The organism is Plastoroseomonas hellenica (assembly GCF_018129085.1).
In the GTDB taxonomy this organism is placed as follows: Bacteria; Pseudomonadota; Alphaproteobacteria; order Acetobacterales; family Acetobacteraceae; genus Plastoroseomonas; species Plastoroseomonas hellenica.
On record NZ_JAAGBB010000002.1, the window covers coordinates 174589 to 186022 of the forward strand.

Here is an 11434-nt window from a genome sequence, read left to right on the forward strand (position 1 = left end):
ATGCTGTTCGACAGGATCATGGAGGCCCATGCCGCGATCCGGCCGCAGGTGCCGGTGACGCCGCTCGAGCACAGCGCCGGACTTTCGGCCGAGCTCGGCTGCGACCTGCGGCTCAAATGCGAACATCTGCAGCCGACCGGCTCCTTCAAGCTGCGCGGCGCCACCAACAAGCTCCGCCTGCTCGGCACGGAAGCGCGGCACACCGGCGTGATCGCCGCCTCGACCGGCAATCACGGCCAGGCGGTGGCGCATGCGGGTGCGCTCGCCGGCGTGCCGGTCCTGGTCCATGTCGCGGCCGGGACGGCCAGGCCGAAGATGGCGGCGATCCGGGCCCTCGGCGCGGAGCTGGTCGTGGTCGACGGCTCGCCGATCGCGGCGGAGCTGCGGGCGCGCCGCTACGCGAGGGAGCAGGGCGTGCCCTATATCTCGCCCTACAACGACCTCGATGTGGTGGCGGGCCAGGGCACGCTCGGCGTGGAGCTCGCCGAGCAGGCCCCGGACCTCGATGCGGTCTTCGTCGCGGTCGGCGGCGGCGGGCTGATCGGCGGCACCGGCACGGCGCTCCGGGGGCTGCGGCCGGCGACGCGCGTCGTCGGCGTCTGGCCGGAGAACTCGCCCTGCATGCTGCGGGCGATCGAGGCCGGCCGCATCCTCGATGTGGAGGAGCGCCCGACTCTTTCGGACGGCACCGCCGGCGCGGTCGAGCCGGGGGCCGTGACCTTCCCGATCTGCCGCTCGGTGATCCACGAGACGGTGACGGTCACCGAAGCCGAAATCGCGGACGCCATGCGCCGGCTCGCCGCGGCGGAGCACTGGATTGTCGAAGGCGCCGCCGGGGTCGCGCTGGCGGGGCTGGTGAAGACGGCCGCCGCCTGGCGGGGACGCAGGGTCGCGGTCGTGCTCTGCGGCCGGAACATCGCCCTCGACACCTTCCTGGCGGCGGTTCGTCCCACCCGGACCCGGCGGGCCGCGCGCGCGGCCTGAAATTTGCTCGGCTCCGGCCCTGAGAGACCTTTTGGGAAGGCGGCGGCGGAGGAATGGCGAGGGATTTTTCGTCCCTGGGGTGCTGGCTGACGCAGCCGATGCTGGTGGCATCGGCGAGGAAGCTGGCACCCCAGGGGCGGAAAAGACCCGCCAGACCGACCCGCAGCCTTTCCCAAAAGGTCTCTGAGCCGCGCCGCGCCCGAACCCGTGGCGCCAGGGATCGGGAGACACGGACATGATGAGCCTGTTCAGCATTCCGAACATGGTGGGCGCGCATCTCGGTGCCTGGCGCCATCCGGAGGCCTATGCCAACCCGGTGATGAACCTCGACTACAACATCGAGACCGCCAAGCTCGCGGAGCGCGGCAAGTTCGACGGGCTGTTCCTCGCCGACGGCAATGCGGTCAGGGACATGGACAAGCCGGCGCTCTTCGCCGCCAATTCGCCGGTGGCGCGCCCCGCGGTCTATGACCCGGTCATCCTGCTGACCGCGCTGGCGATGTCGACCAGCCGCATCGGCGTGGTCTCGACCGCGACCGCGAGCTTCGACCAGCCCTATTTCATCGCCCGCCGCTTCGCCTCGCTCGACCATGTCAGCAAGGGGCGCGCCGGGTGGAACCTGGTAACCAATTCCTATGCGGGCGATGCGCTGAACTTCAACCGCAGCGAGCCGGTCAGCCGCGAGGAACGCTACGAGCGCGCCGAGGAATTCATCGAGGTGGTGAAGGGCCTCTGGGACAGTTGGGCGGATGATGCCTTCGTGCAGGACAAGGCGACGGGGCAGTTCCTCGACCCGGACCGCGTGCATGTGCTGAACCACCAGGGCAAGCATTTCCAGGTGCAGGGGCCGCTCAACGTCACGCGCTCGCCGCAGGGAAGGCCAGTGGTGTTCATGGCCGGGCAGTCGGAACGCGGCAAGGAACTCGCGGCACGCCACGCGGACGCGATGTTCGGCGCCGGGGATTCGCGGGAATCGATGCAGGCCGACTATGCGAACATCAAGGCGCGCATGGCGAAGTATGGCCGGCATCCGGATGAGCTGAAATTCATCCCCGGCGTCAGCATCTTCGTCGGCCGGACCTCCGCCGAGGCCGATGAACTCTATGAGGAGCTGAACGCGCTGATCTCGCCGACGCTCGGCGTCCACTACCTCTCGAAGATCGTCACCTGGGACCTGAGCGGCTATCCGATCGATGGCCCCTTGCCGGACGAGATCCCGGAGACGGTGGTGGGCGGCAGCAGCACCCGGACCTTCACCATCCGGATGGCGCGGGAGAAGAAGCTCTCGATCCGCCAGACCTACCAGCAGGTGGTGCCGGCCTTCGGCAGCCCGGTGATCAAGGGCAGCCCGGCGGAGGTCGCGGACCAGATGGCGGATTGGTACCGGAGCAAGGTCTGCGACGGCTTCATGGTCTCGATGCCGATCATGCCGCGCGGCCTGCGCGACTTCGTCGGCCTGGTGGTGCCGGAGCTGCAGCGCCGTGGCGTGTTCCGGACGGAGTATGAGGGTACGACGCTGCGCGAGCATATGGGCTTGGCCAAGCCGGCCAGCGCTTACTTCCCGGCGCGGAGCCTGGCTGCCGACTGATCGTGATTCAGGCCGCCCGACCCAAGGCGGGTGGCAGGGCGGCGAGTGTCTCGACGGGCAGGTGGCAGGCGATGCGGTGGCCCTGCGCGCTGGTACGCACCGGCGGCGGCAGGCTGTCGCAGATCGCGCCGATCCGGTGCGGGCAGCGCGGCGCAAAGCGGCAGCCGGTGCTCGAGGGCGCGGTGGAGGCATCGCCCATCAGCCGCACCCGGACCCGGGTCTTCGCACCCACCAGCGGCACGGCGGAGAGCAGCGCCTCGGTATAGGGGTGGTAGGGCGGTGCCAGCACCTGCGCGGCGCTGCCCTGTTCCACGATGGCGCCGCGATACATCACTGCGATGCGGGTCGCGACATGCGCGATCACACCGATGTCGTGCGAGATGAAGAGATAGGCGAGGCCCAGCCGTTCCCGCAGGTCGGAGAGCAGGTTCAGCACCGCCGCCTGCACCGAGACGTCGAGCGCCGAGACCGCCTCGTCGCAGACCAGGAAATCCGGCCGGCTGGCGAGCGCGCGGGCGATGCCGATGCGCTGCTTCTCGCCGCCCGACATCTGGTGCGGGTAACGGCTGCCATAGGAGGCGGGCAGGCGGACCAGCTCCAGCAACCGGTCCACCTCCCGGTCGGCCTCGGCGCCATCAGCCAGGCCGAAGCGGATCAGCGGCCAGCGCAGCGCCTCCCGCACCCGCTGGCGCGGGTTGAGGGAGGAATCCGGGTTCTGGAACACGATCTGGGCCCGCCTGCGGAACTCGACCCCCGGCACCGCCGGCACCACTTGGCCATCGAGGCTGAGGCGGCCGGCATTCGCTTCCAGCAGGCGCAGCACCAGCCGGCCGAGCGTCGACTTGCCGCAGCCGGATTCGCCGACCAGCCCCAGCACCTCCCCGCGCGCGACATGGAGGGAGACGTCGTCGACCGCCACCACCTCGGTCGCGCGGCGCAGCCGGGGCAGGCCGCCCGAGAAGGTGAGGGAGAAGGCACTGCCGAGGCGGAAGCTCTTCGACATCTCCATGGCGATGAGCAGCGGCGCGCCGGTGGCCTCCTTCCGTGCTGCGGCCATCGGCTCCGGTTGCGGCAGGGGCGCGGCGGCCACGGCATCGGCGCGATGGCAGCGCACCTGGCACCCGGCCTTGTCGTCGAGCGCCTGCGGTGCCGTGCAGGCCTCCTCCGCGAAGGCGCAGCGGGCGCGGAAATTGCAGCCGGGGTCGGGGCGGGTGAGGTCGGGCAGCCCGCCCGGGATCGGCGTCAGCCGCGCGAGCCGTCCCTGATCGGCCCGTGGCAGCGCCGCCAGCAACCCGCGGGTGTAGGGGTGGCGCGGCGTCTGCAGGATCTCCGACGCGCGGCCCTGCTCCACCACGCGCCCGGCATAGAGCACCGTGAGGTCGTCGCAGAGCCGGTCGACGATGCCGAGATTATGGCTGACCAGCAGCATCGCGACATTGCGGGTCCGCCTGAGACCGTCGAGCAGATCGAGGATCTGCGCCTCCACCGTCACGTCGAGCGCGGTGGTGGGCTCGTCCAGCAGCAGCAGCTCCGGCTCGCAGGCGAGCGCGGTCGCGATCACCGCGCGTTGCTTCATCCCGCCCGAGAGCTGGTGCGGATAGGACCGCGCCACCGCTTCCGCGCGCGCGATGCCAACCTCGTTCAGCAGCGCGACCGCGCGCGCCAGCGCCGCGCGCTCGGCGAGGCCGCGATGATGGATCAGCGGCTCGGCGACCTGGTAGCCGATGGTGAGCGTCGGGTTCAGCACGGCGCTCGGGTCCTGGAACACCATGCCGATACGCCGCCCGCGCAGCGCCGCCGCCGTCTTGCGCAGATCCTGGCCGTCGAACTGCGCCAATGCGCTGGAGAGCTCCGCGCCTTTGCCGAGCAGTCCGAGCAGCGCCAGCACCAGGGAGGATTTGCCGGAGCCGCTCTCGCCCACCAGCCCCATGGCGCGCCCGCGCGGCAGCGCGAGCGAGACCTTGTCCAGCGCCTGCACCTTCCCGCGTGCCGTCGCGTAGCGCAGCGACAGGTCGCGGATCTCGAGCAGCGGCGTTTTCGCGTCAGCCATGTCCGCGCCCTTGCAGCCGGGGGTCGAGCAGGTCGCGCAACCCTTCCCCAACGATATTCACCATGACCAGCAGCAGGCAGAGGCAGAGGCCGGGTGCGAGGCCGATCCAGGGCGCTTCCTCGATGAAGGGGCGGCTCTCCGCGATCATCAGCCCCCATTCGCTCGCCGGTGGCTGCGGCCCGAGCCCGAGGAAGGAGAGGGCGGAGCCGAGCAGGATGGCGAAGGTGATGCGGAGCGAGGTCTCGACGATGATCGGCGGCCAGGCATTGGGCAGGATCTCCCGCCAGAGGATGCGCACCGCGCCGTCGCCGCGGGCGCGCGCGGCATCGACGAAATCCTCGGCCAGCAGGCTGAGCGAGACGGCGCGGGCCAGGCGCGTCATGATCGGCACATAGACGACGCCGACCGCGATGATGGTCTTGAACAGCCCGGGATCGGCGGTCGCGAGGATCAGGAGCCCGAGCAGCACCGGCGGGATCGAGATCAGGAGGTCGACGCCGCGCATGATGAGCTCCTCCACCCAGCCGCGGTGGAAAGCCGCCAGCATGCCGAGCGGCACGCCGATGAGCAGGCTGATGCCGGTGGCGCCGAAGCCCATCAGCAAGGAGTAATGCGCGCCCGCGAGCACGCGGGAGAAGACGTCGCGGCCGAACTCGTCGGTGCCGAACCAGTGCGCGGCCGATGGCGCCTGCAGCCGCTCCCGCACCGCGAAGGCGTCCGTCGCATAGGGCGTGATCCAGGGCCCGAGCGCCGCCAGGACGACGATCAGGAGGACCACGACGCTGCCGATGGTCAGCGTGCGCGGCAGATGCCGCCGCCCAAGCACCACGCCGCTCACGTCGCGGCCCCGCCATAGCGGATGCGCGGATTGAGCACGGCGTAGAGGATGTCGGCGGCGAGGTTGGCCAGCGCATAGACGCAGGTCACCACGATCATGCCGCCCATCATCAGCGGCAGGTCCTGGTTGTCGATGGCGTAGACCAGCATGCGGCCGAGGCCGGGATAGGCGAAGACCGTCTCCACCACCACGATGCCGCCGATCAGCAGGCCGACATCGACGGCGAGCACGGTGATCGCCGGCAGCAGCGCGTTGGGCAGGGCGTGGCGATACAGCACGATCCGCTCCGCCAGCCCCTTCGCGCGCGCCGCCAGCACATACTGGCTGTCGAGCGCTTCCAGCATCGAGGAGCGCACCATGCGCGAGACATGCGCGATGAGGCCGAGCACCAGCGTTGCGACCGGCAGCACCAGATGCCGTCCCCAGCCCAGCAGCCCGCCCTCGGCCAGCGGCGTGTAGCCGGTCGCCGGCAGCCAACCGAGCCAGGCCGCGAAGAGCAGGATCGCCAGGATGCACCAGAAGAATTCCGGCACCGCGATGAAGAAATACTGGGCCAGGGTCAGCGCATGGTCGCTGGGCGAGCCCTTGTTCACGGCGGAATGGATGCCGAGTGCGATGCCGATCGTGGCCACCAGCACGATGCTGATCCCGGCCAGGATCGCCGAGCGCCCGAGCGCTTCGAGGATGATCGGCCCCGCCGGCCGCTCCATGGTCAGCGACAGGCCGAAATCGCCGCGCAGCAAGCCGCTGAACCAGCGCCAGTATTGCGTGGCGAGCGGGTCGTTGAGGCCGAGCCGCGCCTCCAGCAGCCGGATCGCGTCATCGGTCGCGAATTCGCCGAGGATCATGTGCGCGACGCTGCCGGGCAGCAGGTGCACGATGCAGAAGACCAGCACCGTCATCGCCCAGACCACGGCGACGACGGAGAGCATCCGCCGCAGGATATAGGCGGTCACGCAGCCTCAGCTCGCGACGGCGGCGTTGCGCAGGTCGAACCACCGCATTGGATGCGTGGCGATGTCGCGCACCGTGGTGCGATAGCCGCAGGCAAAGTTCATCGTATAGGCGAAGAAGCTCGCGGGGTTCTCGGCCAGGACGCGCTGCATCGCCTGGTAGTGGGTACGCTGCTGCGCCACGTCGCCGGTCAGGCGCGCGGCTTCCAGCGCCGCGTCCACGCGCGGCTCGTTATAGTGCCAGAGGCGGGTGTTCCAGCTTCCGCGCGAATGCAGGAAGGGATAGAGCGCGGTATCGACGGTGGGACGGGCGAAGAAGCCGTCGATATAGATCGGCGCCTTGCCGGAGACCTCCGCGGAATAACGCGCATAGGGCACGCGCTGCACTTCGAACTCGAATCCGGCGGGACGGCCGAGCTGCTGCAAGGCGACGCCGAGCCGCTCACGCAGCGGCCGGCCCACCGGGACCACGATCGGCACCCGGATGCCGCGGGCGTGGCCGGCCTGGGCCAGCAGGCGGCGCGCGCCGGCGACATCGGCGCGCGCCGGGATCGGCACGTCGCCGGCGAAGAAGGGGTGGGTGGGCGGGATCGGGCTCAAGGTCGGCGCGCCTTCGCCGAACAGCACCAGCTCGACGATATCGGCCTTGGGCACCGCGAGGTGCAGGGCCTGGCGCACCCGGATGTCGCTGAAGGGGCCGGTCTGGTTGTTGAGGATCGCGCCATCCCAGGTGGAGGTGGCGATGCTCTCGACCCTGACCGCGCGGTTGTCGCGCAGCGCCCGGACATTCTCAGGCCCGAGGTCCCAGACCACGTCGACATCGCCTGCCTGCAGCGCCGCGACACGCACCGCCATCTCCGGCATGATGCGGATCTCGATCCCATCGAGGCGCGGCTTGCCCGGCTCGAAGTAATCCGGGTTCCGCGCCAGCAGCATGCGGTCGCCGGGGGTGTAGCTGCGGAACATGAAGGGGCCGGTGCCGACCGGTTGCGTCGCCTGGGTGCCGAAGGCCTCCCGCGGCACGATCTTCGCCTGGCGGTCCGACAGGATGTCGGCGAAGCCGCCATAGGGGTAGGAGAGGTTGAACACGACGGTATAGGCGTCGGGCGCGTCCATCCCGGCGATCATGTCGTAGTTGCTGCGCGCGGCCGAGGCGGTCTCGGGATCCATGATGCGGCGGAAATTCGCGATGACGTCGGCCGCCTCCATCTCCCGCCCACCGTGGAACTTCACGCCGCGCCGCAGGCGGAAGGTCCAGGTCTTCAGATCCTCGGAATAGCTCCAGGACTCCGCCAGATCGGGTTCGATCTGCATGTCCTCGCGCATGCGGGTCAGGCCGTTGAAGACCAGGACATCGTAGATGTACTCCTCGCCCGTCGTCGTCTTATGGACGTCGAGCATGCGCAGGTTGCTGCCCACGACGATGCGCAGCACCCCGCCGCCGGCCTGGGCGCTGGCCGGCCGCGACAGGCTGGCCGCCGCGACGATAGCCGGAAGGGCGAGGATGTCGCGTCGCATGAGAGGCATCGTGGATCTCCGCATATCCGGATGGCGCGTGCCGGCCAGGGCAGTGGTGCGGGCGACTCTCTGCATGCAGGGCGCGCGGATCGAGGATTTTATGGGCCACCTTGCGTGAATTCGGGGGCTCCCAATCCGCCACTGCCCAAACCGGCGGCAGGGATCGCCGATGTTGCGGAAGGCCGTGGCGGAACGGGGACCGATGCCGGGTGCAAGCGCGCCATCGCCCGCGCGGCACGGCCATTGCTTGATCCGGAGGTCCCGGACCGCGGCAGCCCGCGCAGGAGAATGTGGTGGCGCCTTCGCGCAAGATGCATCTCGTCGCCTATCTGAAGACCGCACCGACCGCGAGCTATGCGCCGGGATGGCGCCATCCCGGCGCGTCGCTGCACGACATCTGGTCGCCCGAGCGCTACGAGAACCTCGCCCGGCTGCTGGAACATGCCCGCTTCGATGCCGGCTTCTTCGCCGATGGCCTCGGCGTGCCGGACACCTACAAGAAGAGCTTCGCGGATTATCTCGGGCGCGGCGGCCAGGTGAGCCTGCTGGACCCGATGACGGTGCTGCCCTTGATGGCGCGGGTGACGACGCATCTCGGCCTGGCGCCGACCATGTCCACGAGTTTCAACGGGCCTTATCAGCTCGCCCGCAGCCTGGGCTCCCTCGACCTGCTGAGCGGCGGCCGTGCCGCCTGGAACGTCGTCACCTCGGCGACGGAGTTCGAGGCGCGCAACTGCGGGATGGAAGGCCTGCCCCCCAAGGACGAGCGTTACGACCGCGCCGATGAGGTGTTGGAGGCCTGTTTCGCGCTTTGGGACGGCTGGGATGCGGATGCGGTGGTGCTGGATCGGGAGCGCGGCGTCTTTGTGGACGCCACCAAGGTGCGCTACGCGGATTACGTGGGCCGCTATGTCCGGGTGCGGGGGCCGCTCTCCATTCCGCGCAGCCCGCAGGGGCGGCCGGTGATCCTGCAGGCCGGCTCCTCCCCGCGCGGCCGCGCCTTCTCGGCCCGCTGGGCGGAGATGATCTTCTGCTCCCATGCGACCAAGGAGGATGCGCTCGTCTATGCCGCGGACATCCGCCGGCGGCTCGAGGCGCAGGGCCGCGCGCCGGAGGATTGCAAGATCCTGCCGTCGCTGTCCGTGGTGATCGCCGAGACGGAATCGATCGCCAGGGAGAAGGCCGCCTTCCTGGATTCATTGATGGACCCGGAGTTGGTGCTGGCCTCCAGCTCCGAGCTGCTCGGCGTCGATCTCAGCACCATCGAGACGGCGGAGCAGGCGGAGGCTGCTGCCGGCAATCATGGCATCGCGGGGTCGCGGGACCGCATGAGCCAGGTCGCGAAGCAGCAGGGCATCACCTTCGCGCAGGCGGTCCGCAAGCCGCGCGGCCTCATCGCCGGCACGCCGGCGATGATCGCCGACCTGATGGAGGATTGGTTCACCTCCGGCGCCTGCGACGGCTTCGTGCTGCCACCGACCGTCTTCCCCGCAACCTATGAGGAGGTCGGGCGCATGCTGGTGCCGGAACTGCAGCGACGCGGGTTGTTTCGCACGGAGTATGCGGGCCGCACCTTGCGGGAGAACCTGGCCAACCCTGGTTAATGCCGGCCGGTGCGGCTGACGTTGAACAGCAGGATGCCAGTGCAGCCGGCAAGCAAGGCGGGACCGGCGATCGCGGCCGACAGCCATGGCGCCAATGTCATGGCGACGCCGATGACGGCGCAGCACAGCAGCAGCGCGAGCGCCAGCGCCCCGTCATCCACGAAGAGCCCGAGCAATTCGGACCCGACCGCGCGCAGCATGCGCATCAGCGGACTCCCTCCACCTGTCGTGATGGCGCCGCCAGCCGGATGCCGAGCAGGGCTGCCGCCAGCAGCACCGCCGCGATGCCGAGCAATGCGAGATCATGGCCCGGCCAGTCGATGCCGAGGCCTTCGCCGGTCCAGTAGATGCCGAAGGCCGAGATCAGCACACCGACGCTGAACTTCAGCGTGTTCTCCGGCACGCGTGCGAGCGGCTTGCGGACCGCGACCGCGGCGATGGCGACGAGGATCGCGGCCGCCAATGCGCCGCCTGCCGCCGCGGGGATCAGCGCCGGGCTGCCGGCTGCCACCGCCAGCACCAGGAAAGCGACCTCCACGCCTTCGAGCAGCACCGCCTTGAAGGCGGTGACTGTTGCGACGGGATCGAGGCCGCAGCGCGCCGTCGCCCGCGCGAGCCCGAGATTCGCCGTCTCGCTGCGGAATACCTTCTCCTCGTCGTGCAGCGGGATGACGCCGGCACCGCGCAGGATCGCCTTGCGCAGCCAGCGCATGCCGAAGAGCAGCAGCAACAGGCCCACGAAGAGCTGCAGCGCCTGTTCCGGAAGCCGCGACAGGGCTGGGCCGAGCGCCAGCACGAGCAGGACCAGCACGGCCAGCGCCAGGCCGGTGCCGGTGAGGGCGGCGCGCCAGCCGCGCACGGTACCGACCGCCAGCACGATGGTGGCCGCTTCCACGCATTCCACGAGGGAGGCGAAGAAAGCCGCGCCGATGATGGGCGCGAGTTCGATCCAGGTCATGCTGCGATATCCCTCCTGTCAGCCGATATCCTGGCGGCCGCCCGCAATGGCGGCGCGCAGATCGTTTAGGTGGTCGAGCGACGCGAGCGCGCGCTCGCCATCCAGCGCGGCAAGGCCCATGACCAGCGCCTCCAGCGCGGCCAAGGTCGCGCCATGCAGCGCGACGCGCCGGGCGCGGCCGCGGCGCGCCGGAATCACCACATCGGCATGGCGGGCGAGCGCGCGATCAAGGCTGTCGGTCACCAGGACCAGCGGCAGGGCCAGGCGCCGCGCCTCGCCGAAGACGGTGGCGACCTCGCGATAGGCGCGGCCATAGGCCAGCACCAGCAGCGCGTCGCCGGCGCCGAGATCCAGCAACTGGTCCGCTAGCGCGATGCCGCTGGCGTTCAGCGTGCGGGTGGCGCGGCCGGCGCGGCCGAGCAGGGTCGTGACATAGCGGGCCAGGGCGGCGGAGGGGCCGATCCCGAAGACCAGGATGCGGCGCGCGGGATGCAGGGCCAGGGCGGCGGCGCGCAGACTGGCCTGGGCCTCGGGCGCGGCGATCGCCTCTATCGCTTCGCGTTGCGCCTCGATCGCGATGGCAATGGCGCGCCCTGCTTCCTCGCCGGCTTCGGCCAGGCTGCGGCGCATCGCCTCGGCGGGCGTCGCCGGGTTCGCAGCCAGCGTGGCGGCCAGCATGCGCTTGAGCTCGGGCAGGCCGCCGAAGCCCATGGCCTGCACGGCCCGCACCACGGTGGCGTCGGAGGTGCCGATGCGGGATGCGAGATCGGCGGCGGAGCTGGCGAGGGTGAGGGCGCGATTCTCGGTTATGAAGCGCGCGACGCGTCGGGCCGCCGGCGGCAGCGCCGCCTGCGTCCGGGCGAGATGGGCGCCGAAGGCGTCTTCGGCGATCGCCGGGCTATCGGGGTCGGCGGGTGGCATCGGCTCCTCCGGTCGAGGAG

General features: G+C 70.3%; 10 protein-coding genes. 3 read left to right on the forward strand and 7 right to left on the reverse strand.

Annotated elements, in window-relative coordinates; translation table 11 throughout:
* Both GXW71_RS02465 and GXW71_RS02470 read left to right on the forward strand, forming a co-directional pair.
* Entirely contained in the window at positions 1-984 is a 984-nt protein-coding gene (locus tag GXW71_RS02465; RefSeq protein ID WP_211850801.1) for a threonine/serine dehydratase, read from the forward strand.
* Positions 985-1219: 235 nt separating this feature from the next.
* Positions 1220-2572, forward strand: a complete 1353-nt coding sequence (locus GXW71_RS02470) for an LLM class flavin-dependent oxidoreductase (protein WP_211850802.1) — start codon at positions 1220-1222, stop codon at positions 2570-2572.
* Between the two features lie 7 nt (positions 2573-2579).
* On the opposite strand, the gene GXW71_RS02475 is transcribed toward GXW71_RS02470, so the two are convergent.
* From GXW71_RS02475 to GXW71_RS02490, 4 genes are read right to left on the reverse strand one after another with little or no spacing between them, the layout of a single operon-like run.
* On the reverse strand, positions 2580-4622 hold the full coding sequence (locus GXW71_RS02475) for a dipeptide ABC transporter ATP-binding protein (protein ID WP_211850803.1): 2043 nt from the start codon (positions 4620-4622) through the stop codon (positions 2580-2582).
* Positions 4615-5460 (reverse strand): ABC transporter permease, encoded by an 846-nt coding sequence (locus GXW71_RS34655; RefSeq protein WP_211850804.1) that lies wholly within the window; start codon positions 5458-5460, stop codon positions 4615-4617. Before GXW71_RS34655 ends, GXW71_RS02475 begins: the two co-directional genes overlap by 8 nt.
* Positions 5457-6416, reverse strand: a complete 960-nt coding sequence (locus GXW71_RS02485) for an ABC transporter permease (RefSeq protein WP_367615798.1) — start codon at positions 6414-6416, stop codon at positions 5457-5459. The genes GXW71_RS34655 and GXW71_RS02485 overlap by 4 nt, the downstream gene beginning before the upstream one ends.
* Positions 6417-6422: 6 nt before the next feature.
* Positions 6423-7940 (reverse strand): ABC transporter substrate-binding protein, encoded by a 1518-nt coding sequence (locus tag GXW71_RS02490; protein WP_211850805.1) that lies wholly within the window; start codon positions 7938-7940, stop codon positions 6423-6425.
* A gap of 284 nt (positions 7941-8224) precedes the next feature.
* Here GXW71_RS02490 and GXW71_RS02495 point away from each other — a divergent pair, with 284 nt between their 5' ends.
* Positions 8225-9535 carry an NtaA/DmoA family FMN-dependent monooxygenase gene (locus tag GXW71_RS02495; protein ID WP_367615797.1) on the forward strand — a complete coding sequence of 437 codons (1311 nt, stop codon included), beginning with the start codon at positions 8225-8227 and terminating at the stop codon, positions 9533-9535.
* Here the strand turns inward: GXW71_RS02495 and GXW71_RS02500 are convergent.
* Genes GXW71_RS02500 through GXW71_RS02510 form a run of 3 tightly spaced genes read right to left on the reverse strand, consistent with a single transcriptional unit; the run spans position 9532 to position 11414 of the window.
* Positions 9532-9741 (reverse strand): hypothetical protein, encoded by a 210-nt coding sequence (locus GXW71_RS02500; RefSeq protein WP_211850806.1) that lies wholly within the window; start codon positions 9739-9741, stop codon positions 9532-9534. The two genes, GXW71_RS02495 and GXW71_RS02500, sit on opposite strands and share 4 nt — an antisense overlap.
* Positions 9741-10493 (reverse strand): TMEM165/GDT1 family protein, encoded by a 753-nt coding sequence (locus GXW71_RS02505; protein WP_211850807.1) that lies wholly within the window; start codon positions 10491-10493, stop codon positions 9741-9743. Before GXW71_RS02505 ends, GXW71_RS02500 begins: the two co-directional genes overlap by 1 nt.
* A gap of 18 nt (positions 10494-10511) precedes the next feature.
* Positions 10512-11414, reverse strand: coding sequence for a MurR/RpiR family transcriptional regulator (locus tag GXW71_RS02510; protein ID WP_211850808.1), 903 nt, complete (start codon positions 11412-11414; stop codon positions 10512-10514).
* Positions 11415-11434: the final 20 nt, after the last annotated feature.

What these genes read in the sequence shown, in the direction of transcription:
- GXW71_RS02465 (WP_211850801.1), top strand. Translation starts at nt 1, where the DNA reads ATGCTGTTCGACAGGATCATGGAGGCCCATGCCGCGATCCGGCCGCAG.
- GXW71_RS02470 (WP_211850802.1), top strand. Translation starts at nt 1,220, where the DNA reads ATGATGAGCCTGTTCAGCATTCCGAACATGGTGGGCGCGCATCTCGGT.
- GXW71_RS02475 (WP_211850803.1), bottom strand. Translation starts at nt 4,622, where the DNA reads ATGGCTGACGCGAAAACGCCGCTGCTCGAGATCCGCGACCTGTCGCTG.
- GXW71_RS02490 (WP_211850805.1), bottom strand. Translation starts at nt 7,940, where the DNA reads ATGCCTCTCATGCGACGCGACATCCTCGCCCTTCCGGCTATCGTCGCG.
- GXW71_RS02500 (WP_211850806.1), bottom strand. Translation starts at nt 9,741, where the DNA reads ATGCGCATGCTGCGCGCGGTCGGGTCCGAATTGCTCGGGCTCTTCGTG.
- GXW71_RS02505 (WP_211850807.1), bottom strand. Translation starts at nt 10,493, where the DNA reads ATGACCTGGATCGAACTCGCGCCCATCATCGGCGCGGCTTTCTTCGCC.
- GXW71_RS02510 (WP_211850808.1), bottom strand. Translation starts at nt 11,414, where the DNA reads ATGCCACCCGCCGACCCCGATAGCCCGGCGATCGCCGAAGACGCCTTC.